General features: G+C 64.1%; 21 protein-coding genes. 4 read left to right on the top strand and 17 right to left on the bottom strand.

The features are described from left to right. Positions 1-70 precede the first annotated feature (70 nt). The 16 genes from ACODSK_RS28685 to ACODSK_RS28610 form a co-directional block, all read right to left on the bottom strand. Entirely contained in the window at positions 71-937 is an 867-nt protein-coding gene (locus tag ACODSK_RS28685; RefSeq protein ID WP_489020962.1) for a DUF6282 family protein, read from the bottom strand. Further along, positions 934-1,710 (bottom strand): alpha/beta hydrolase, encoded by a 777-nt coding sequence (locus ACODSK_RS28680; RefSeq protein ID WP_489020959.1) that lies wholly within the window; start codon positions 1,708-1,710, stop codon positions 934-936. Before ACODSK_RS28680 ends, ACODSK_RS28685 begins: the two co-directional genes overlap by 4 nt. Before the next feature lie 18 nt (positions 1,711-1,728). Next, positions 1,729-2,718, bottom strand: coding sequence for an NAD(P)H-dependent flavin oxidoreductase (locus ACODSK_RS28675; protein WP_489020958.1), 990 nt, complete (start codon positions 2,716-2,718; stop codon positions 1,729-1,731). Positions 2,719-2,772: 54 nt separating this feature from the next. After that, on the bottom strand, positions 2,773-3,141 hold the full coding sequence (locus ACODSK_RS28670; protein WP_489020956.1) for an antibiotic biosynthesis monooxygenase family protein: 369 nt from the start codon (positions 3,139-3,141) through the stop codon (positions 2,773-2,775). A gap of 28 nt (positions 3,142-3,169) precedes the next feature. Further along, the gene (locus tag ACODSK_RS28665) at positions 3,170-3,700 is read right to left on the bottom strand and encodes a flavin reductase family protein (protein WP_489020955.1); all 531 of its coding nucleotides are present in this window, start codon (positions 3,698-3,700) and stop codon (positions 3,170-3,172) included. Continuing rightward, on the bottom strand, positions 3,697-4,866 hold the full coding sequence (locus tag ACODSK_RS28660) for an LLM class flavin-dependent oxidoreductase (RefSeq protein ID WP_489020953.1): 1,170 nt from the start codon (positions 4,864-4,866) through the stop codon (positions 3,697-3,699). The genes ACODSK_RS28665 and ACODSK_RS28660 overlap by 4 nt, the downstream gene beginning before the upstream one ends. Before the next feature lie 41 nt (positions 4,867-4,907). Continuing rightward, positions 4,908-5,615, bottom strand: a complete 708-nt coding sequence (locus ACODSK_RS28655) for an RraA family protein (RefSeq protein ID WP_489020951.1) — start codon at positions 5,613-5,615, stop codon at positions 4,908-4,910. Then, on the bottom strand, positions 5,612-6,766 hold the full coding sequence (locus ACODSK_RS28650) for an isocitrate/isopropylmalate dehydrogenase family protein (protein ID WP_489020949.1): 1,155 nt from the start codon (positions 6,764-6,766) through the stop codon (positions 5,612-5,614). The genes ACODSK_RS28655 and ACODSK_RS28650 overlap by 4 nt, the downstream gene beginning before the upstream one ends. Beyond that, positions 6,766-7,788, bottom strand: coding sequence for an aldolase catalytic domain-containing protein (locus ACODSK_RS28645; protein WP_489020947.1), 1,023 nt, complete (start codon positions 7,786-7,788; stop codon positions 6,766-6,768). Before ACODSK_RS28645 ends, ACODSK_RS28650 begins: the two co-directional genes overlap by 1 nt. Before the next feature lie 317 nt (positions 7,789-8,105). Then, a complete protein-coding gene (locus tag ACODSK_RS28640) occupies positions 8,106-9,026 on the bottom strand; it encodes a LysR family transcriptional regulator (protein ID WP_489020945.1) in 921 nt (306 codons plus the stop codon). Between the two features lie 70 nt (positions 9,027-9,096). Beyond that, complete coding sequence (locus tag ACODSK_RS28635) at positions 9,097-10,287, bottom strand: MFS transporter (protein WP_489020943.1); 1,191 nt, start codon at positions 10,285-10,287, stop codon at positions 9,097-9,099. Beyond that, a complete protein-coding gene (locus ACODSK_RS28630) occupies positions 10,284-11,285 on the bottom strand; it encodes a zinc-dependent alcohol dehydrogenase family protein (RefSeq protein WP_489020941.1) in 1,002 nt (333 codons plus the stop codon). Before ACODSK_RS28630 ends, ACODSK_RS28635 begins: the two co-directional genes overlap by 4 nt. 78 nt (positions 11,286-11,363) lie before the next feature. Beyond that, positions 11,364-14,537, bottom strand: a complete 3,174-nt coding sequence (locus ACODSK_RS28625) for an efflux RND transporter permease subunit (protein ID WP_489020939.1) — start codon at positions 14,535-14,537, stop codon at positions 11,364-11,366. Continuing rightward, positions 14,537-15,703 (bottom strand): efflux RND transporter periplasmic adaptor subunit, encoded by a 1,167-nt coding sequence (locus ACODSK_RS28620; RefSeq protein ID WP_489020937.1) that lies wholly within the window; start codon positions 15,701-15,703, stop codon positions 14,537-14,539. Before ACODSK_RS28620 ends, ACODSK_RS28625 begins: the two co-directional genes overlap by 1 nt. Before the next feature lie 30 nt (positions 15,704-15,733). Continuing rightward, on the bottom strand, positions 15,734-16,882 hold the full coding sequence (locus ACODSK_RS28615) for an acyltransferase family protein (protein ID WP_489020935.1): 1,149 nt from the start codon (positions 16,880-16,882) through the stop codon (positions 15,734-15,736). A gap of 297 nt (positions 16,883-17,179) precedes the next feature. After that, complete coding sequence (locus ACODSK_RS28610; protein ID WP_489020933.1) at positions 17,180-18,361, bottom strand: serine hydrolase domain-containing protein; 1,182 nt, start codon at positions 18,359-18,361, stop codon at positions 17,180-17,182. A 119-nt stretch (positions 18,362-18,480) separates the two neighbouring features. On the opposite strand from ACODSK_RS28610, the gene ACODSK_RS28605 reads away from it, so the two are divergent. From ACODSK_RS28605 to ACODSK_RS28595, 3 genes are all read left to right on the top strand, one after another. Then, a complete protein-coding gene (locus ACODSK_RS28605) occupies positions 18,481-19,359 on the top strand; it encodes a LysR family transcriptional regulator (protein WP_489020931.1) in 879 nt (292 codons plus the stop codon). 87 nt (positions 19,360-19,446) lie between these two features. Then, positions 19,447-20,175, top strand: a complete 729-nt coding sequence (locus tag ACODSK_RS28600) for a DUF4304 domain-containing protein (RefSeq protein ID WP_489020929.1) — start codon at positions 19,447-19,449, stop codon at positions 20,173-20,175. Positions 20,176-20,273: 98 nt separating this feature from the next. Continuing rightward, complete coding sequence (locus ACODSK_RS28595; protein ID WP_489020928.1) at positions 20,274-20,729, top strand: hypothetical protein; 456 nt, start codon at positions 20,274-20,276, stop codon at positions 20,727-20,729. Positions 20,730-21,211: 482 nt separating this feature from the next. Here the strand turns inward: ACODSK_RS28595 and ACODSK_RS28590 are convergent, their stop codons facing one another. Further along, positions 21,212-21,388, bottom strand: coding sequence for a hypothetical protein (locus ACODSK_RS28590; protein WP_489020964.1), 177 nt, complete (start codon positions 21,386-21,388; stop codon positions 21,212-21,214). Positions 21,389-21,647: 259 nt separating this feature from the next. Between ACODSK_RS28590 and ACODSK_RS28585 the strand changes: the two genes are divergently transcribed. Further along, positions 21,648-22,556 carry a DUF2167 domain-containing protein gene (locus ACODSK_RS28585; protein WP_489020926.1) on the top strand — a complete coding sequence of 303 codons (909 nt, stop codon included), beginning with the start codon at positions 21,648-21,650 and terminating at the stop codon, positions 22,554-22,556. The last annotated feature ends 204 nt before the right edge of the window (positions 22,557-22,760 follow it).

The following is a 22,760-nucleotide window of genomic DNA, read 5'->3' as shown; positions in this document are numbered from 1 at the left end:
GCAATGACAAAGAGGTTGTCCAGTCTGGCCTCATCGTCGGCAAGCCGACTCCCACAGGGTCTTGGGTCGATCACTCCACCCGCAACATCTCCCGCGCATACCCCCGACTCACCTGCGCCACCCGCTCACCCCCCAAGCCGATCCGTTCGAACCACAGCAGACTATCCACCTGCCACTGCTCGATATCCGGCTGCGAAGTCTGCCCCAGGTCCGAGCTGTACAGCGCCCGCGGCACTTCGCGCAGCACCCGACCGAAATCCTCCCACGGCTGGTAGCCGAGCAGATAGGTCAGGGCGGTCTGCTCGGCATACACCATGGGCGCCTCGGCCAGTTCCAGCAGGGCGTCGGCATCCAGCCCGGTCAGCGGGTTGGCCGGCTGGTTGAGCATCAGCCTGGGCACGTCCAGGCCCACCGCCGCGTCCACCAGCAGACGCACTTCATGGGCGTCGGCGTGGCCGGTGGAGATGACGATGGGGTAGTCCCGGGCCATGCGCAGCACGTCCAGGGTCTGTGCGGTCAACTGGCCGTCCTGGCTGACGGTCAATGGGCGGATGGGATGCTCGTCGAGGATCCAGTGAGAACTGTTGCGCTTGAGCCGGGACTGGTGGGCGCGGCCGGTGACCGTGGGCAGGTGGACGATCAGCCGCGCGTCGCTGTCGCCGTGATGGCACAGCGAACGCTGCACCACCCGGTAGTCGATGCCGCCGGCAATTTCGTTGAGCACCACCGATCCCGAGACCGGCAGGCCCTCCTGGCGTGCCTCCCAGGCCTGGGAGGCAGTGCAGCCGAGGTGGTTCTTCAACACCACCCAGCCATTCAGCGCGGCGTAGCGCCGGCCGGCTTCGATCACCCCGTGACGCCTGACGAAGGCATCGGGCCCTGCGTGGTAATGCACATCGATGAAGTCAGCCTGGAGCAGGCTCGGGACCGGGTTCATGCGGCCACCTCCAGGTCGATGCCCAGGTGCTCGCGGACCGTGCGCACCACCAGCGCCGGGGCGTCGAGCAACGGGCGCATGCCGCCCTCGGGAATGGCCAGGCGGCGATGGCGGGCCTGCTCGTTGATATGCACGTTGATCCCGCGCACCAGTTGCGACTGCTCGCCGTACACCGTCAGCAGGGTGCCGGCGAAGTCCTGGCTGGCCTGGCGCAGGTCGAGGCGGTTGAGCAGACGGAAGCCCAGGTGCAGGCGCCGCGCTTGCAGCGCCGCACTGGCCGGGTCGATCTCGATCGCTGTGCCGGGATTGATGCGGCTGGCCGGCTGCACCCATTCCTCAAGCAGTTGCAGGGCCTGTTCGAGATCGCCGAGCAGGGCCAGGTCGGCCATTCTGCCCAGGCGGCCATCGAGGATGCCGTCCGTCAGGGCCGGCGATGACAGCAGCAAGACCTTGTCGATGCTCGGGCCGATGGGAAGGCCGAGCAGGGTCTGCACCACCGCACCGCCAAGGGCCGAGCCGGCCAGCAGGTCGATCCGCCCCAGCGTCGACAGCTCCTGCTGCCAGCGTTGGGAAAAGGCGTGCAGCGATTCGTTTTCCTCGGCCAGCAGCGAGAGGGTGTCGAACACCAGCACCCGGTAGCCCGCCTTGACCAGTGGTGCGATCAGCGGCTCGAAGAAGCGGCCTTCATCCCACACCGGCATGACCGGCGACATGACCACCGCCAGTTGCTTGCCGTCGCCCCATTGCCGGCTTGTCGCGTAGCACTTTTGCATAGCCGTTGCCTCCGCAGCTCAGGCGATCTTGTCGAAGGCCAACAGGCGTTGGCCGTTGCGCAGGATGCGCGTGGTGTCGCTGAGCAGGTCGTTGACGATCTGCCGCGCCGGCTTGATATCGCCCACCAGGTCGAGCACTTCGCCGGCCCAGATCACCCGTTGTTCGAGGTCGTCGGCGAGCACTGCCCGGGCGTAGTCCTGGCGTACCGAGTCGGGAGCGTCGCGCAGTGCTTCGTCACGGCCCAGCCAGGTGTTCGAGAAGCGGTTGGCGATGGCCCGGCCGCTGTACTGCTCGGGCCATTCGATGCCGCGCACGCGGTCGAAGATTCGTGTGCGCACGGTGTCCGAGGTAGCCGAGGCGATCAGGCGCTGCTTGAAGGCGGCCGAGGGCAGGGCCTCTTCCGAGGCGAGGAAGCGGGTGCCGAGCATTACCGCGTCGGCGCCCAGCACCAGTGCTGCGGCGACGCCACGGCCGTCGGCGATACCGCCGGCAGCGATCAGCGGCACCTGGTCGCCGACCAGGTCCTGCACCGCCGGCAGCAGCGGCAGCAGGCCACGGCGCAGGCTGTGCCCGCCGGCCTCGGCTCCCTGCACGATCAGCGCGTCGGCGCCGGCATCGACGGCGGCGCGGGCCTGGTCCAGTTCGTGGATCTGCACGATGGCCTTGGCGCCGCCACGGTGGATGATCGGGATGAAGTCGGCCGGGTCGCCGAAGGACAGGGCCACCACGTCGGGGCGATAGTCCAGGGCCAGGTCCAGCAGCCCCATGTTGCGCGCCACGGTGAACATCACCAGGCCGACGCCCCAGGGTTGCTCCAGCTCGCGCATCGGTTCCAGTTCGGTACGCATCCATTGCTCGTCGCCGTAGCTGGCGCCCACCAGGCCGAGACCGCCGGCCTGGGACACGGCCGTGGCCAGCCTGGCGCCCGAGGCACCGCCCATGGGCGCGAGGATGATCGGGTTGCGGATGTTCAGGCTGCGGGTGAGGCGGGTGTTCAGGTCAGCCATATCGAAACTCCTGTAAAAGGGCGGCAGGTGCGGCCTGCCGCCTGGGGCTGTGACTCACTCGGCGAGCGCGGCGGCCGTCAGTGCCTGGGGGATGTAGTCGCTGACGTGGTAGAGGTGGAATTCCCAGGTGCCGGTGTTCTTCAGCCCGTTGTAGCGGGAGAGGAATTCCTCGTCATGGAACAGCGAGTCGAAGGCGTCCTGGCTGGTCCACTGCGCCTGGTTGATCACCGTCTTGCCGTCGATGCTTTTGTACAGCCGGCTCCATTCGAAGGCCGGGTAGGTGCGCGCCACGTACTGCACGGTATCGCGCAGCACGGCGAGGGCGGCGTCCTGCTGGCCGGGGTTCACGTGGACCACGTTGACCAGGAAGATGGCCTGGTCTTCGCCCGGTTGTGGCGCCTGGAATTTTTCGATCTGGGTCATTTGGATTTCCTCGTTCGGTGAGCAGGGTTCATTGCGCCAGCCGGGCGGAAATCGCCGGGCTGCCGTTTTCCCAAAGCAGGGGGTTGATCGGTTCGGCGAAGCGCACCGCGTCGACACGGCCGATGATCACGTCGTGGGAGCCGTAGCCGACGCGCTGGTCCAGGGTGCAGACCAGGCTCGATTGCGCATCCGCCAGGCAGGGCAGGCCGTGGAGGTCTTCCCACTGACCATGGTCGAAGCGCGCCGGGCCCTTGACCTGGCCGGCGAACACCGGGATCAGCTCGCTATGGTTGGCGCTCAGCAGGTTGACGCTGAAGCGCCCGGACAGCGTCAGCGGGCTGTGCAGACTGGCCGAGCGGTTGACGCAGATCAGCAGCGCCGGCGGCGTGGTGCTGACCGAGACCACGGCGGTGGCGACCATGCCCACCGGCTCGTCGCCGTCGCGGCTGGCGATGATCGCCACGCTGGAGGTCAGCCGGCGCATGGCGTTCTTGAAACCGTCGGCCAGCTCGGCGGCGTCGTCTTCGGGCAGCGCCCGGGCCTGGGCGTATGCGCTCATGCCACCGCCTCCATGATCCGTCCTGGCTTGTACGGCGCCCGCTGTCCGGCCTGTTCCATCAGCGGCAGGACTTCCTTGACGAAGCGCTGCAGGCCGCTCTGGTAGTCCAGCCAGGTCAGGTTGATGCCGTCCACGCCGAGGTCGGACCAGCGCTGCATCTGCTCGACGATCATCTCGGAAGTCCCCACCAGCGGTACCCCGGCGAAGCCCGCCTTGAAGTGGAAGCGGAAGCGCTCGGCGTCCTCTTCGTCCTTGAACATGCCGCTCTGCACGCCGATCTCGCGGGTCACGTTGTCCAGGGCGACGTCATCGCCATGCTGGGTGACGTAGTAGTCGAGCTTGTCCTGGGCCTGTTCCAGGGTGTCCTCGTGGACCACGTAGGAGTACACCCAGATCTGGATCTCGCCACCGTGCTCCTCGCGGGCCAGGTCGCGGTAGGCCTGGATCTGCGCGCGGATGGCGTCGTCATCGTCCTCGTGCTTGAGGATCAGGAATGCTGCATCGCAGTGCTTGGCGCAGAACTGCCGACCGCGTGGCGAGCCACCGGCATTCATCAGGAACGGCCGGTTGATCGGCTTGGGCTCGGCGTAGCCTTGCTTGACGTTGAAGAACTCGCCCTCGTAGTCGAAGTAGCCGTTGGCCTCCCAGGCGGTCTTGGCGATCTCGATCCACTCGTCGGCGTGGTCGTAGCGCTTGTCATGGTCGCGCTGGTGGCCGTTGAACATGCCCATTTCCTGGCCGAACCAGCCGCAGATCATGTTCAGGCCGAAGCGCCCGCCGCTGATGTGGTCGATGGTGGCTGCCTGCTTGGCGGCGAACAGCGGGTGCACGGTGGACAGGTGCGAGGTGGTGAACAGGGCGATCTGCTCGGTGACCGAGGCCAGGCCGGCAGCCCAGGTGTAGGTCTCGTAGGACACCCCCATCGGGTTGCTCGCACCTTCCCAGCCACGCCAGCGACCCACCGGCAGGAGCAGTTCGAGGCCGGCGCGGTCGGCCAGGGTGGCGATCGCCAGGTTGCTTTGCCAGTCCGCCGCCTTGTGCCGTTCCGGGGCGCTGGTCAGGGTGCAGCCGCCTTCGATGTTGAAGCCGAAGACGCCGAGCTTGATCTTGTTCTTGCTGTCGCGCACCGGGTTGGGTTTGCGAATGTTCACGGTTGCATGGGTCATGTCGTGTGTTCTCTCATCAAGTGGATGGAACATGTCGCAAGTCAGGCAGTGCCTTGTTTTTCCCGGGCCGAAAGCCAGGGCTGGTCGTAGCGGTGCAGGGCGCGGGCCTGTTCCAGGCTGTAGCCCTCGTTGACGCTCTGGATGATGTCGCGCTCGGTCTGCTCCACCGCCCGGGCGCGGCGGATCACCTCGTCGGCGCGGGCGGCGGGGATCACCAGGCAGCCGCTGCTGTCGCACACCACCAGGTCGCCGGGGTGCACGGTCACGCCGGAGATCTGCACCGGGATCTGGGTGGCTTTGAGCTGGACCCGGTTCTTCGCCGATTGCATGAAGCGCACGCGGCTGAACAGCGGGTAGTTGAGGCGCTGCACCGTGTCGATATCCCGTGCGGCGCCGTCGATCAGGGTGCCGCGAATGCCGCGGCTGACCGCGACGTGGGTGAGGATGTCGCCCCAGGTGGTGCAATCGATGCGGCCGGGGTTGCTGGAGACGATGACCGCATCGGACGGCACGTCGTCGATGTAGTTGGCAGCGTTCTTGAAACCGCTGCTCTCGTGCACCGGCTCGTACAGCACGGTGTAGGCGAAGCCGGCGCAGCGGGTGCCGGGCACCTGCTGGTTGAGGCCGGCCAGGCCGCCGGGCAGACCGAGGCTGTCGAGGGCGTCGGACAGGCTGGCGGTGTCCAGGCTTTGTACGGCCTTGAGCAGTTCCGGGTCGCGGCGGGTGACGGGGGAGGCGGTCGCGTTCATGCGTGGGCTCCTTGCTTCTTCAGCTCGGTCGGGCGGGCAGCCGATTCGACGGCCTGGCGGACGATGGCGGCGGCCACCTCGAAGGTGCTGGCGCTGCCACCCAGGTCGTAGGTGCGGATCTCGCTGCGGGCCACCTGGGCCACCGCGTGGCGGGTCGCTTCGGCGGCCTGCACATGGCCGAGGTGGTCGAGCAGTAGCGCCACCGAGAGGAACATCGCGCTGGGGTTGGCCCGCTGCTGGCCGGCGTAGGCGGGGAAGCTGCCGTGCACCGGTTCGAAGTAGGCGCCACGGGCACCGATGTTGGCGCTCGGTGCCAGGCCCAGGCCGCCCATCACCCCCGCGCCGAGGTCGGAGAGGATGTCGCCGAACATGTTCTCGGCGACGATCACCCCGAAGCGTTCGGGGCGTCGCACCATCCACAGGGCCACGGCGTCGACGTTGTCGATGTTGAACTGGATATCCGGGTAATCCGCCGCCACCGTCTCCAGGATCTCCCGGGCGAAGGCGCCGCTGTAGCGCAGCACATTGGGCTTGTCCGCCAGGGTCACGCGCTCATGGCCCTGCTGGCGAGCATGCTCGAAGGCAAAGCGGAACAGCCGGGTCAGCCCGGCGCGGGTCTGCAGGCGCACGCTGATGGTGGCGTCGTCGGGGCCCTGGCGGGTCCAGGGCGCGCCATTGCGCTCGCGCTCCGCCAGGATCGCCTCGAAGGCCGGCGGGATGCTGGCGAAATCCAGCCCGGCATACAGGCCCTCGGTGTTCTCGCGGATCACCGAGAAGCGGTAGCGGTTATCGCCGAGCACATCGGTTACCGGACGCACGTTGGCATACAGTTCGAGTTTCTGGCGCAACTGGATGACCGGCGAAACATACACTCTTCCGCTGCCGCGCAGTGCCGCCGGAAGTTCCGCTTCGGCTTCGCGAAGTGGCTTGCTGGTAATAGCGCCCAACAAGGTTGCATCACTCGATTTGATCAATGACCAAGTTGCATCCGGAATGCAGTTGCCTTCATTCTGCCAGCAGCTCCAGCCGATATCGCCAAAGACCAGGTCAATGGGAAGATCGAGGGCTTCGAATAATGGAAGTACCGCATCGGTCACTTCACTGCCAATACCATCGCCGGGCAATACACAGACTTTATGGCGCAGGCTCATTACAGGGCACCTCCACTGGCAAGCGATGGCACCTGAATCAGCGGTAGTGGCTTGATGGCCTTTTCCGGCTTGCTGTTGTCCTGCTCGTGCAATATCTGCAAGGCATGGAAAGTTGAAGTCGGATTATGCAACTTGATGACTTCTTCCAGGCGCTGCTGGACATCGAAAGGCATGTTGTAGGTGCCCATCATCAGGTCGGTCAGCGACAGCGGCAGGCTGCTGGTCGGCACCGTGTCGGCGGTGCGCTGCGACAGGTGCAGGGTGCTGGCCAGGTCGTAGCCGTTGCGGATGCCGGCGCGGTGCAGGTAGGCGACGAACACCCCCAGGTGCAGGTTGCCGGCGCCCTTGCCCATGCCGCAGATCGACGCGTCGATGTACTCGGCACCGGCATCCATGGCGGCGATCGCATTGGAGAGCGCCAGGGACAGGTTGTTGTGGGCGTGGAAACCCAGGGGAATCAGGACCCGGCTGGAGATCCGGGTGATCAGCCGGTCGACGTCGGCGGGGATCATGTTGCCGTTCGAGTCGGCGAACACCAGCACGTCTGCCCCGGCGTTTTCCGCCCGCAGGCTCATGTCGGAGATATCCCCCGGGCCGAGGGTGGTGACGTGGGTGACGTTGGCGCTGACCTGGAAACCATAGGCCTTGGCCAGGCGGATGGTGGCCAGGCCGTCGTCCAGGCGGTCGCGGCGCAGGCACACGCGGATCATCGCCACGCCGTGCTCGCGCAGCAGCTCGAAGTCGCTGGCGTCGACGTTATGCGGATGGACCATGACGCAGAGGGCGATCCGGCCCTCGGCGGCGGCCTGCAGCGCTTCGAGGTAGCGCTCGTCGACCGCGCTGGTCAGGCCGTGTTCGCGCTTGGGAGCGAACGGGCCGTTGCGGTAGCCGATTTCACAGTACGGAATACCGGCCTCGATCATTTGCGAAATGGCCGACTGGGCATAATCAACGGTGAAGTTGAAATTATTACGGTAGCCGCCGTCGCGCAGCGTGACATCGATAATCTTTATCTGGTTCATGAACACAGTCCCTTTATCATGTTTCGAAGGCACGCAAGTGTGCCGCTTTTACTTCGAATAAACAGAGGTAACCAGGAGTAGCAATGTCGTGTGCGGCCGAAGGTCTATAACGATCCGTCAGGTGAGGTATCGTTATAGTTATATGGCCGATTGATTATTATTATGGGTATTTGGCAGAAGCGAGGTGTTGCGAAGTCATGGCGTGTGGGCGTTGTTCTATGCTTGACCGAAATCGATACTGGGTGATGGGCCACGGATTGTAAACAGGTTGTTTTTAACAGCGGCTGTTAAAAAATTCCCATTGCGTCGAATGCTGTTCAACGATGTTGCAGTGCAAAACAGTCAATGACGAAGTCCATCATCGTGCGTATGCCCTGGGCATTGCGCATATCGCGATGGACCACCAGCCACAGTTCCGCCTGCAACGGCTGGACCTCGATCGGCACCTGCTGCAGGCCGGCCTGGGCCTCGGCCATGAACACCGGCAGCAGGGCGATGCCGGCGCCGGCCCTGGCGGCCTCGGCCTGTACGTCGAAGGACTTGGCCCTGAGCACCACCGGCCGTTGCCCGGCGGCATTCTCCAGCCAGATACGTTGCGGTGACGGCTCCTGGTCATCGTCATGGGCGATGAACTCGTAGGCGGCCTCGTTGCGCCCCTGCAAATAGCCGGGGGCGGCGAAGAAGGCGAAGTCGAGGGTGCCGATCTTGCGCACCACCAGGTCGGTCTCGGTGGGCCGCCCGACACTGATGGCGATATCCGCCTCGCGCCGGGCCATGGAGGCCATGCGCGGGGTGGAGAGGATGCGCACGTTGACGTCCGGGCAGCGCTCGCGCAGGCGGCCGAGGTGCGGGGCGATGAAGTGGGTGGTCAGGTGGGGCGGGGCGCTGAGGGTGATGTCCGCCACCCGCTCGGTGCGGATCGCGCAGACCGTGCGGCTCAGGGCGCAGGCGGTCTCCTGCATGCGGTTGCCCAGCTGGGCGATGCGCTCGCCGTTTTCGGTCAGTTCGTAGCGGTGGCTGCGGCGGTCCACCAGGCGGATCTTCAGCGCCGTTTCGAGGGCCGCGATGCGCCGCGATACGGTGGCGTGCTCGACATTGAGCACACGGGCCGCGGCGGCCAGGGAGCGGATCCTGGCGAAGGCAATGAAGTAGCGCAGGTTCTCCCAGTCGAACTGGGTGCTGTCCACCGGAAAATCGATGGTCTGCGTGGAGGTGAGGGCTGTGCTGCTGACATCCATTTCGTGACTCCGTCCGGGTCTGATCAATAGAAACGGGAAGCTGGCAGGCCAGGCTTCCCGGTCAATGACTCTAGTGCAAAACCGCTTGGGTTTCCGGCTCGGTCGGCGCGGGGCGTGCGCCATACATCACTACCTTGGCGACGATGGTTGCGGCGGCCAGGGCGCAGAACAGCAAGCCACTGACGATGGTGCCCTCCATGCCCATGCGGGTGAGGAACCAGCCGCCGGTGGTGGAACCGAGGGTCACGCCGAGGTTGATGAAGGAGATGTACAGGCCGGTGACGAACTCGGGGGCCTCGGGCGCCTCGGAGGTCAGCCAGACCTGGGTGACGATCAGCCCGCTGGTATGGGTCGCTCCCCACAGCACCACGATGACGATCATCGGCAGGATCGCCGGGCTGGCGAAGAAGTGCAGCAGCAGGTACGCCGCGCCGAGCAGGATCGGGTGCAGCAGCGTGGTGGCCACCTTGCTCTTCGCCAGCAGGCGCCCGGCCAGCAGGTTGCCGGCCACGCCGCCGATGCCGAACAGGATCAGCATGGCGCTGATCACCTCGCCGCTCATGCCCGCCTCGCGAGACAGGTATTCGGCGCTGTAGGCGTACACCGAGAACATCGCGCCGAAGATCAGGGTCGAGGCGAGGATGTTCAGCCACAGGGTCGGCTTGCGCAGGATCGCCAGTTGCTTGCCGTAGGGCGCCCGTTGCCCGGCAAAGGTATCGGGCAGGCGGGCGATGATGCCCAGCCCGGCGATGACGTTGACCGCAGTACAGAACAGGAAGGCCGCTTCATAGGAGAAGCGCGCGGCGATCCAGGTGGTGATCGGCACGCCGAGGACCATGCCCATGCTGGTGCCGACAAAGGCCTTGGCCGTGGCCTGGGTCGCCTGTTCCTTGGGATACAGCGACACCACCGCGACGAACGCCAGGGAGAAGTACACCGGATGGAAGAACGCCGGGATGACCCGCAGGATCGCCAGCGACCCGTAGTTCGGCGCGTAGGCCGACAGTGCGCTGGCGCCGGCGAAGATGAACAGCGACAGGGTGAGGATGCGCTTGCGGTTGTAGCGCGAGAACAGCAGCACCATGAACGGCCCGAACACCGCGATGATCAAGGCGAACAGCCCCACCAGCCAGCCCGCCTCGGAGGCGCTGACGCTATAGCGCTCGATGATCACCGGCAGGATGCCGACCACGCCGAATTCGATGGTGTACACACCGAACAGGCCCAGGGCGATGAAGAACAAGGGATTGAACATTTTCACGGTCGATCCTCCAGGGTGACGATGATCTTGCCGAACTGCTCGCCAGCCTCCAGGTAGCGGTGGGCTTCGACGATGTCGTCGAAGACGAAGGTCCTGGCGATCACCGGCGACAGGCTGCCGTCTTCCAGGCCACTGATGATGAATGCCTTGCCCTGGCTGAACAGCGCCGGGTCGTGGACCACCTCGTGCAGCAGGTAGCCGCGCAGGGTCAGGCTCTTGCCCAGTACGGTGAACAGCGGGAAGGGCGATGGCTCGCTGCTCAGCGCGCCGTATTCGATGATGATCCCGCCACGCCGGGTGGCTTCGGCCAGTTGCTCGATGCCCGGGCCGCCGATCGGGTCGAACACCACCCGCACACCGTCGCCGCCGGTGATCTGCGTAACCCGCGCCACCAGGTCTTCCTGGTCGCTGACGATCACCTGGGCGGCACCGGCGGCGAGCAGTTTGCTCACCTTGTCCTCGCCACGGGTCACGGCGATGGGAATCGCCCCGACCCGGTTGGCGATCTGGATCGCGGCCAGGCCGACGCTGCTGGAGGCGGCGGTGATCAGCACGAAGTCGCCGGCCTTCAGCCCGGCCACCGGCAGCAGCGCGCCCCAGGCGGTGAGGTACTGCATCCACACGGCGGCGGCCTGGTGCAGATCGAGGTGATCCGGGTGGCGCACCAGCATCGCCGCCGGCACCACCGCCTGCTCGGCATAGGTGCCCCACTGGGCGATGCTCGACGGCGGCACCAGGCTCACCGCGTCGCCGACCTGGAACTCGCGCACGTTCGCACCCACGGCCTCGACGTGCCCGGCCGCTTCGTAGCCCAGGCGGCTGGGGAACACCGCCTGCTCAAGGTACTGGCCGCGGCGGAACATCGACTCGGCGCGGTTCAGGCCGATGGCACGCACGCGGATGCGCACCTCGTCGGGGCCGGGCTGGACCACCGGCAGTTCTTCGATCCGCAGGACTTGCGGACCACCGTACTCATGGAAACGGACGACACGGGTCATGGCTTTTCTCGCAATGATTGGAAACGTTTGCAGTCTAGGAGCGCGTTCAATGGAGAAAAACGCGCTGGAGTTCCGCTGTTAACGGACATAAGTGTCCGCAATGTCTGCCGGCTGCCGTTGTCCCAGGCGCGTGCCCAGGTTGCGCACCAGTACATAGAACAGCGGGGTGAACAGCAGGCCGAAGGCGGTCACGCCAAGCATCCCGAAGAACACCGCGACGCCCATGGCCTGGCGCATTTCCGCGCCGGCGCCGGTGGACAGCACCAGCGGCACCACGCCCATGACGAAGGCGATCGAGGTCATCAGGATCGGCCGCAGGCGCAAGCGACTGGCCTCCCAGGCAGCACTGGCTATGCCATGGCCCTGGCGTTCCAGCTCGCGGGCGAACTCGACGATAAGGATGGCGTTCTTCGACGCCAGGCCGACCAGGACCATCAGGCCGATCTGGGTGAAGATGTTGTTGTCGCCCCCGGTCAGCCACACCCCGGCCAGGGCCGAAAGCACGCCCATGGGCACGATGAGGATCACCGCCAGTGGCAGCAGCAGGCTTTCGTACAGCGCCGCCAGCACCAGGAACACCAGCAGGGTGCTCACCGCCAGCACCCAGGCGCTGCTGTCACCGGCCAGGCGTTGCTGGTAGGTGAGGTCGGTCCATTCCATGCGGATGCCTTGGGGCAGGGTCTGCCGGGCGATGCGCTCGATGGCCGCTTCGGCCTGGCCGGACGAGTAGCCGGGAGCCGGGGCGCCGTTGACGTCGGCCGCCATGAAGGCGTTGTAGTGCACGACCATTTCCGGCCCGTAGCCCTGGTTCACCCTGAGCAGGGTCGACAGCGGGACCATGTCGCCATGGGCATTGCGCACCTTCAGGCGGCTGATGTCCTCGGCGTTGGCGCGAAACGGCGCATCGGCTTGGGCGCGCACCTGGTAGACCCGGCCGAACAGGTTGAAGTCGTTGACGTACAGCGAGCCCAGGTAGATCTGCAGGGTCTCGAACACATCGGTCACCGACACGCCGAGCTGCTTGGCCTTGACCCGGTCCAGTTGCACATCCAGTTGCGGCACGTTGATCTGGTAGCTGGAAAACAGCGGCCCCAGTTCCGGCGCCTTGGCGGCCTCGGCCATAAAGGCCTTGAGTGCGGTGTCGAGGGCGACATGGCCGAGGCTGGCGCGGTCCTCGATCTGCAGCTTGAAGCCGCCGAGGGTGCCCAGGCCCAGCACCGGTGGCGGCGGGAACACGGCGGTGAAGGACTGGGCGATGCCACTGAACTGGCCGTTCAGCTCGGCGGCGATCTGGTTGGCGCCCAGTGCCGCACCGGAGCGCTCGGCGAACGGCTTGAGGATCACGAAGATGATCCCCGAGCTGGACGAGTTCATCAGGCCGTTCACCGACATGCCGGGGAATTCCAGGGTATGGGCCACCCCCGGATGCTTGAGGGCGATGTCGTTCATCTGCTGGATGACCTGCTCGGTACGATCCAGCGAGGCACCGGCCGGCAACTGGGCGAAGCCGACCAGGAACTCCTTGTCCTGGGCCGGGACGAAGCCGGTGGGCAGGCTGTGGCCGAGCCAGGCGCAGGCGGCCAGCAGCACGCCGAACAGCGCCAGGGTCCGGCCCTTGTGCGCCAGCACACCGCGCACGCCGCCGCCATAGTGGCCTTCGGCGGCCTTGAAACGCTGGTTGAACGCGCTGAAGAAGCGCCCGGCGACCCGGTCGATACCACGCTCCAGCACATCCTTTGGCGCGCCATGGGGCTTGAGCAGCAGGGCGCACAGGGCCGGCGACAGGGTCAGCGAGTTGAACGCCGAGATCACCGTGGAAATGGCGATGGTCAGGGCGAACTGGCGGTAGAAGCCACCGGACAGGCCGGGCATGAACGCCAGCGGAATGAACACGCAGACCAGGGTCAGGGTGATGGCGATGATCGGTTTGCTCACTTCGGCCATGGCCTTGTGCGTCGCCTCGCGCGGCGACAGGCCCTGGGCGATGTTGCGCTCGACGTTCTCCACCACCACGATCGCGTCGTCGACCACGATGCCGATCGCCAGCACCAGGCCGAACAGCGACAGGGCGTTGATGGAGAAACCGCAGGCCAGCAGGAAGGCCAGGGTGCCGACGATCGACACCGGCACCGCCAGCAGCGGAATCACCGAGGCGCGCCAGGTCTGCAGGAACAGGATGACCACCAGCACCACCAGCACGATGGCCTCGAACAGGGTGCTGATCACCGCGTTGATGCTGGAGCGGACGAACTGGGTCGGGTCGAAGACGATCTTGTAGTCGACCCCGGCCGGCATGTCGGCCTTGGCCTCGGCCATGATCGCCCGGGCCCGGGCGGAGATGTCCAGGGCATTGCCGCCAGCCGCCTGGAACACCCCGAAGCCCACCGCCGGCTGGCCGTCCACCAGCGAGCGCAGGGCGTAGGTGGAGGCCGCCAGCTCGATGCGGGCGACGTCGCGCAGGTAGGTCACGCCGCCATCGGGCACGCTGTCGACGACGATATGGCCGAATTCCTCTTCGGTCTTCAGCCGGCCCTGGGCATTCACCGACAGTTGCAACGGTACCCCGGCCTGCATCGGCGAGGCGCCGATGACACCCGCCGCGACCTGGATGTTCTGCTCGCGGATGGCCTGCACCACCTCGCCGGCGGTCAGTCCCCTTTGCGCCACGCGCTCGGGGTCGATCCAGATGCGCATGGCGTAGTCGCCACCGCCCCAGATGCGCACCTCGGCGACCCCGGGAATGCGTTCGAGCTGGCTCTTGATATTGAGGATGCCGTAGTTGCGCAGGTAGTTGGCGTCGTACTCGCCGTTGGGCGAGACCAGGTGGATGGCCAGGGTCTGGGTGGAGGACGACTTGCTGGTGTTGACCCCCAGGCTCAGCACGTCCGCCGGCAGCCGCGGCAGGGCCTCGGAGACACGGTTCTGCACCAGTTGCTGGGCCTTGTCCGGGTCGGTGCCGAGGGCGAAGGTGACGTTGATCGCCAGGCTGCCGTCGCTGTTGGCCTGGGACTGCATGTAGAGCATGTTTTCCACGCCATTGATGCGCTCTTCCAGCGGCGCCGCCACGCTTTGCGCCACCACCTGCGGGTTGGCCCCGGGGTACTGGGCGTTGACCACGATCAGCGGTGGCACCACGTCGGGGTATTCCGACACCGGCAGGCGGGTCAGGGCGAGCAGGCCGGCGAGCAGGACCAGGGCGCTGAGCACCCCGGAGAAGATCGGGCGGTCGATGAAGAATCCGGAAATATTCATCATTGCTGCGCCTGTGCTTGCGCCGGCGCGCGGACCGGGATGACCTGGCTGCCGGGCGTCGCCAGGTGCAGCGAGCTAACCACCACCTGTTCGTCGGGCTCGACGCCCTGGTCGATGACCCGCAGCGCGCCCTGGCGGATGCCGGGCTTGACCTGGCGGTACTGCACGCGGCCCTGGGCATCGACCACCAGCACGTACTTCTTGTCCTGGTCGGTGCCGATGGCGCTGTCCTCGATCAGGGTCGCCGGGCGGCTGGCGCTACCGGGCAGCAGCACCCGGGCGAACAGGCCGGGGCGCAGCTCGCCGTTGCCGTTGTCGAAGCTGGCGCGCACGCGGATGGTTGCCGAGCGGCTGTCCACGCGGTTGTCCAGCGAGCTCAGGCTGCCCTGGCGCGGGTAGCCGTCTTCATGGGCCAGGCCAAGCTTGACCGGGATCGCCTCGTCGCTCGGGCGGGCGCCGAGGTAGCGCAGGAAGGTGCTCTCATCGACATCGAAGTCGGCGTAGATCGGCGAGATCGACACCAGGTTGGTCAGCGCCGTGGAGCGCTCGCCGACATCGACGATATTGCCGGGGGTGACCTCGACCCGCGAGGCACGGCCATCGAACGGTGCGACGATGCGCGTGTGTTCGAGATCGAGGCGGGCCAGCTCGACCCGGGCCTGGGCTTCGTCGACCCGCGCCCGGGCCTCGTTGGCGGCCTGGACGCGTTTGTCGAGGTCGGTCTTGGCGATGGCATTGCTGTTGATCAGGCGCTCGTAGCGTTGCAGCTCGGTGTCGGCGAACTGGTTCACCGAGCGCGCCGCCACCAGTGCCGCGCGGGCCTGCTGCAGGGCGGCGGCATAGGGGCGCGGGTCGATCTCGAACATCAGGTCGCCTTTGCGCAGCAGCGCGCCGTCCTTGAAGTGCACGGCCACCAGGGTACCGGCCACCAGCGGCTTGATCACCACCGTGTCGGTGGCCACCAGACGGCCGGTGTAGGCCTGCCAGTCGACCACTTCGCGGCTGACCGCATTCATCACCTGCACCTGTGGGAGTGGCGCCGGGACATTGTTGGCCTCGGCTACCGGCGAGCGAGTACCGGCGATCAGCCCGGCGACCAGCGCCAGGGCCAGCACGACCAGGGCCCAGGCGGGCACCCCGGTCAATCTGCGAGCGAACGAAGACATGGCAAGCATCCTTTTTTGCTAATGAACGGTTCAGACCTGGGGTACGCCGAGGGGGCGCACGGCCGGGCTGGCCTTGCCCCAGCGGCGCATTGCCGGCTGCTCGACGAAGGCGAACAGCAGCCAGCCGCCGAACAGCGACAGGGCGAAGGTGGCGGCGAGGATCAAGCTGGCGGGCAGGGCGGCGAAGCGCTGGCCGTCGAGCAGCGAGGTGACGCCGATCATGATCAGCAGGTGGATCATGTAGAAACCGAACGACACCTCGCCCAGCCAGACCATCAACGGATGGCGGAACCACGACGGGCGACGCTCGATATCGGCGGCGGCCAGGCTGGTGATCAGCAGGGCGATGGGAATGATGGTGGCCAGCGACAGGCTATAGATGAAGGGCACTTCGCCGGCGAGGAAATAGGCCAGCGCCGCCAGGGCCAGGGCCGGTCCGACCTGGATTGCCGGATAGCGCCCGGCCATGAGGATGCGCGCCATCAGCATGCCGAGGATGAACTCGAACAGGCGCAGCGGCGGGAAGTAGTAGGCCAGCCACCACTGTTGCAGGGAGATCGGGTACTCGGGGATCTGCGGGGTCGGGCTAACGAACGAAGCGATCAGCCATTGCGTCGCGGCCAGGGCGACGACGGTCAGGCCCGCGGTCAGCCACAGGCGATCTTCCGGCAACTTCCACAGCGCCCGCAGCAGGAACGGGAAGGCCAGGTAGAACACCAGCTCGCAGCACAGTGACCAGGACGGCCCGTTGACGCTGAGGAACACCGACATGTCCGGCACCCAGGCGTGCACCAGCAGCAGGTTGGGCAGCCAGGCACTGACCGCCGTCAGCGGCACGGCGAAGAGGATCATCGCCAGGACGAAGGTCACCAGATGGTTGGGGTAGATCTTCACCAGGCGGCGGCGCCAGAAGGCGACCAGGGTGTCGCTGCGGCGCGCCGACCAGGTGATCACGAAGCCGCTGAGGACGAAGAAGAACGACACGCCGGTCCAGCCGCCGACGCTGAACAGGCGCTGGAAGGCGGCAATGATGTCGCTGTCGGCGAAGGGGTTGAAGCCGATGATTTTCGTCAGTGAAGCATGGAAGAAAAACACCAGAACTGCGGCGATGAAACGGAATCCGGTGAGGGAATCCAGGCGCGCGTGGGGATGGCTGTGGTACAGGGTTGAATGCGTCATGAGTCGATACCTTTCAATAAAGATCCGCGGCACGCCGGGGATCGACGTGCCTGGTCAATTCCAGGGGGCGGGTAGCCGGGGTAACGGTGAGCAACTCAAAACTGCATTCGCATGCAAGACCGGTCGTGTGTCGGGTTGGGGCCGCCTTGCGGCCCTTCGCGAGCAAGCTCGCTCCCACGGGAATCTTGTGTCGATCTGTGGGAGCGAGCTCGCTCGCGAAGGGCCGCAAAGCGGCCCCAACGGGCCATGAGACGGGTCTCTAGTTATGGACTTCTTGTCACTGCTTGGTACTTGGTTTCAAACGCCATAGACGGCATTGCACAGATCAACGGTGAACTGCCCGAACATGCCCTCGAAGGCGGTGTTGGTGAACGCCACCACGGTCAGTTCCCGGGCCGGATCGACGAACCAGGAATGGCCGAAGGCGCCACCGAGACGCCAGGTGCCGACCGACTCGGGGGTCTGCGCCGCCTGCGGATCGGTCAGCACGGTGAAGCCCAGGCCGAAACCGCGTCCGGGCCAGTTGGCCAGTTCCAGCTGGCCGGTCTGCACGCTGCCCAGTTCCTTGACCAGGCTCGCCGGCATCAGCGCGCCGCCGCCCTGGCGCAGGGTCTCCAGCAGGATCAGGAACTCTTCGGCGGTACCGACCATGCCCGAGCCACCGGACGGGTAGGCGCTGGTATCGAGGGCGCGGTCGGCGTCCATGCGTATGCCGGCGGTGTTCTCGAACACCTCGATCACCTCGACGCCGTTCATCCGCCGTGGTGCCGGCTGGGCATTCAGGTAGGCGGCGGTCAGGCGGCTTTCATCGACCACATGGAAGCGCGTATCGGTGAGGCCCAGGGGCTTGCTCACCAGTTGCTCGATGGCACTGGCCAGGTCGGTCTCGTAGACCCGTTCGATCACCGCGCCGAGCACATCGGTGGCGATCGAGTAGCCCCAGTCGGTGCCGGGGCGATACAGCAGCGGCGCGGTGGCCAGGCGGCGGATGTTCTCGTCCAGGGTCAGCGGCGCGTTCTCCAGGCCGTCGCACACCCCGGCGCGGGCATAGGCACCGCCGCCCTGGACTTCGAGGAAGCCGTAGCCCAGGCCTGCGGTATGGCTGAGCAACTGGCGCACGGTGATGCTGGCGCGGCTGCCGTCGGCCAGGGTCGGCTGGAACTCCGGCAGCCAGCGGGCGATGGGGTCGTCCAGGCCGATGCGGCCCTGGGCGACCAGGGCCAGGGCGGCGGCCGAGGTGATCGGCTTGGTCACCGAGGACAGGCGGAACAGCGCGTCGGTGCGCATCGCCTTGCCGGCCTCGCGATCGGCCAAGCCGACGGCCTTGTGGTAGGTGATTTCACCGCGGCGGGCCACCAGCACCACGGCGCCGACCAGGCGCTGGTCGGCGATTGCGCTGTTCAGCGCCGCGTCGATCCGCGCCTCGGTCGGGTCGGTGGCGACGGCGCTGGAAACGTGGATGGATTCTTTGACGGTCATGACTGCGATTCCCTGCTGTAGTAGACGCAGGAATGCTAGGTTGCCGACGACAGCGGAAACAGAGGCTAGAATTCCGGACAGTGCGGACATTCTCGTCCGCAATGACTCAAGGACAGAGCGTGGACAATCTCAGTGGTATCTCGGTTTTCGTCCAGGTTGCCGAAACCCGTAGCTTCGTCGCTGCGGGCAGGCAGCTTGGCGTATCGTCCTCGGCGATCGGCAAAAGCATCGCCCGCCTGGAACAGCGTCTTGGCGTGCGCCTGTTCCACCGCAGCACCCGCAGCATCAACCTCACGGCGGAGGGCACGCTATTTCTCGGCCGCTGCCAGCGGGTGCTCAATGAGCTGGAAGCGGCGGAACTGGAGCTGTCCAGCACCAGCAGCGAACCGCGCGGCAAATTGCGCGTCAGTCTTCCTTTGGCCGGGCAGTTTCTCTTCAGCCTGCTGTCCGGTTTTGCCAAGCGCTACCCGGATATCCACCTGGAACTGGACTTCACCGATCGGCTGGTGGACGTGGTGGAGGAGGGCTTCGATGCCGTGGTGCGCACTGGTGCGTTGAACGACTCACGCCTGGTTGCGCGGCGGCTGGGAGCATTCCGCTTTCTGCTGGTCGGCGCCCCGAGCTACTTCGAAGCCCACGGCCAACCGGCCAGCGCCGCCGAACTGGGCGAGCATGACTGCCTGCTGTACCGGGTGCCCTCCACCGGCAAGCTGGAGCGCTGGCCGCTGCCGGGGGCGGCGAGCAATGGCCCGCAGAACCTGCATGCGGCCATGGTCTGCAACAACATCGACATGCTCTTGAATGCGGCGCTGGCGGGGCGGGGGATTGCCTGCCTGCCCGAGTTCGCGGTCAAGGCCGCGCTGGAGGCCGGGGAGTTGCAGGCGGTGCTGACGGAGGAGGTGACGCGGACCATTCACTTCAGCGTGCTGTGGCCGCCGAGCCGGTTTATCGTGCCGAAGTTGCGGTGCTTTGTGGATTTCATTTCGTTGCATATGTGAGGGGGAAATCGCTGGCTTGTCGGACCGCTGCACCGCAGCGATTGCGTCTGTGAGTTCTCCAGCGTAATTGCGGGTACGGAAAAAGAGGTGACGGAAAAGTGTTTATTCTCTTGGTTTGCGGTTTTAGAAAGGAAATGGGTGTCGCATTTTTTGAAAGACTTTCTGTTTTTGGGCTTTATTGTCTGGCAGTCTTATGAGGAGGTGGGTGTGAGTCAGGTCAAAAAAGAATTTGCGATTTCCTTGGTTTCAGACTGGGCTGTCGCAGAAGGCTTTGTCAAAGGCCGATCTGACTTTGTCAGAAAACGGGGCGATTTTATCGATTGCATCTCGGTTCAGGTTAGCGAAAATGGCGATAATGTAGCTTTGAATGTCGGTGCTCATCCAGTATTTCTATCTGATACTGATTTATGGACTGTTGGTGCCCTGCATGAGTTTTCAGAAATCGACTGTTATATAAGAAATAGGCTTGCCCTGGGCGGTGAGCCCGACTTTTGGATCTCTCTCGGGCTGGATGGGGCAGTGCTGGAAGCAGATTTGAAAACATTGCTCGATGTTGCGGGGGCGGCGTTTTTCAAACAGATTTCCTCCGTGAATTTTTTGGTTAAATCTCTCACCATCGAGAATATTAGTTCGAGACTGTTGCCTGATTGCTTTGGGGTAATCACCAAATCCCGACTTGCATTACTTGGGGTGAGGGCGAACATGACGGTCGGTGATGTCGTTACTGCCCGAGAGATTGCTGAATATGGACTTTCTATATGCGGAATGGCCGTTGCTCTGAAGCGGGATTTTAAGAAGTTACTATCTTGCTTGTGAGTGTGCAGATCTTCTATCTGGCAAGGTGGGGATCTCATATTTATCTATCGCTCGGTATTGGTTGAGTTGATATTGTTTTCTTTAAAATGGCGCTAAATATGTTTATTCCTATGGATCCAGGTTCGGTGGATGGTGTGTGGGGGCGGCTGTTGAGAACGCTGTCTTCGAGTAAAAGTTGCCCCGTTGTTATGGACGGTTTGAGAAGTGAGGAAACAATCTGCCGGTATTTTGGCGGTGAGGAAGCCTTGGGTCTGCTTGAAAAGTTAAAATCTAGAGACTATGTAAGGATTGGCAGTTCTCGAATGGTTCCGATGCCAGCTTATTTTTCAATTGACTTTACGGGCCGCTCTGGCCGGTTGATGGAACTGATTTCACGTTCTTCGGATAGGGGATGTTTGATAAACGATTTATCTCTGGTTTGCCAGTTTTCATTATTTGAAAATAAGCAGATGGAGAAACTGGTCATGCCCGTTGTCATACCTGGCCTTGAGGGTCCTGATTTGAGGTTTGAAATTAATGAGGGCGACGGAGAAATAACAGTCTATCGGGCCTGAATTCAGGCAGAAAAGGGGCAGATTTATTTCTCTTGATCGGCTGTATTGGAAAATGGATTCGTACCCTTTTGGTCTGGTCCTATTTTTATTCGAATTTAAATAATATGCTCTAAATTTTCTGCAATTCAAATTGACTGTTGGTGATTATGAATGGTCGTTGGTTTGAGGAAAAAATACAGCCTTCTTTGAAGGGGTGTAATTTTGAATATTCAGAATTTATTGATGGGGATTTCGGTGATCTAGAAAGAATAGAGCTGAAAGGGCTCAACAAACTGGCAACAGTCGAGTTCTGGTCAAAAGGCTGGATTGGCATTGATGTATATGACTGCGCTCTTGATGAGCAGGTCATGAATGTGCTCCTTTCTCCAGAAGAAAAAGACGCTGCATATCAGGTTTTCGAAAGTTTGATCAAGCTATTAACGCGGAGTACCTGGTGCTCCAGAAATCGAAAAGCGAAGGAGAGTATCCCGTCGCCATTTCGCTCACACTTCATGAGACTCAACCAACACCCCCCGCAACAACAACCTCAACGCCTTGAGCGCATGCTCCAACCGATCAGACCCTTGATCCCCCTCGGCAATCCAGAACGCCTCCTCCGACAAACACCCATAGATCAACGAAGTCAGCGCCTCCGCGTCGGTGATCACGCTCTGGTCCATGAGATCGTCGATCAGCCCCTGCATGGATTCGACGCAATACCGCTGCGCTTCCGGAGCACCTGAAAGGGGACCTGATGCGCCCCACCAAGCATCAACATGATGGCAACACCAACGAGGGCGTTGAAACCCCGGTGTTCATGAGCTCCGTCGAGGCCCCGGAGCGGCTGCCGCAGTATGCGCTAGCACGAGACCGTGGCGACCTACCAGTCCTTTAAGCTATCCTGCGCAACCAAATTAATTCAAATTGTAAGGGATTACGATGAAACACTTGCGCCAGCTGTTGGCGGCAGTGTTGCTCTGCGCAACCACTTTGCCCGCCATCGCCGCCAGCACTCCCGCGTCCGCGCCAGCCGCCAGCGAACAACCGCAACAGACCGCCGAACAGTGGCTGGCCACGCTCAAGCCACAGCACGGCAACATCACCCTGCCCGGCGGCATCGCCAGCCTGCAACTCAACAACGAGTTCTACTACCTGTCGCCAGACGACTCCGAGCGCCTGCTGACTGAAGCCTGGGGCAACCCACGGGGCTTCAAGACCCTCGGCATGATCATCCCGACCGCCGTCAGCCCACTGGCGGAAAACGGCTGGGGCGTGATCATCAGCTACAAGAACGACGGCCACATTTCCGACGATGACGCCGCCAAGATCGACTACGCCGACCTGCTCGAGCAGATGAAGGCTGATGACGAGGAAGACAACAAGGAGCGTCGCAAGGAAGGCTATGCCGGCCTGACACTGCTGGGCTGGGCCGAGCCGCCGAGCTACGACCAGGCTACCCACAAGATGTACTGGGCGCGAGAGTTGAAGGCCGACGACGTCGAGCAGACCACGCTGAACTACAGCATCCGCGTGCTGGGCCGCGAGGGCGTGCTGGAACTCAATGCCGTGGCAGCGATGGCCGACCTGCAGACAATCAAGCAGGAAACGCCGAAGATCCTCGCCTTCACCAACTTCACCGACGGCAACCGCTACGCCGACTACGACGCCAAGACCGACAAGCTGGCGACCTACGGCCTGGCCGCCCTGGTCGCCGGTGGCGTCGCCGGCAAGGCGGGCCTGTTCGCCAAGATCGGTGTTGCCCTGTTGGCGTTCAAGAAGTTCATCATCATCGGCTTGGTGGCCATCGCCGGCTTCCTTGGCAAGCTGTTCAAGCGCAAGCAATCCTGATTCTGGTCTGGCTCGGCCTTGATGGGTATCTACATCTCTTTTGAGTCGTGGTGACCGCAAGGTGCCCGTCGGGATACCGGATCAGGGCTGACAGGTGCATGCCGGTGTTTATCTGGCGCCCTCAAGATCGAGCGCCGCCCGCGCGGCGCATCGCGGCTAACAGCCGCTTGTATGGTAGGACTTGAAGGGAGGAGGAGGGACGAC

Source organism: Pseudomonas sp. FG98 (genome assembly GCF_057808595.1).
This window is presented reverse-complemented; position numbering and strand designations above follow the sequence as displayed.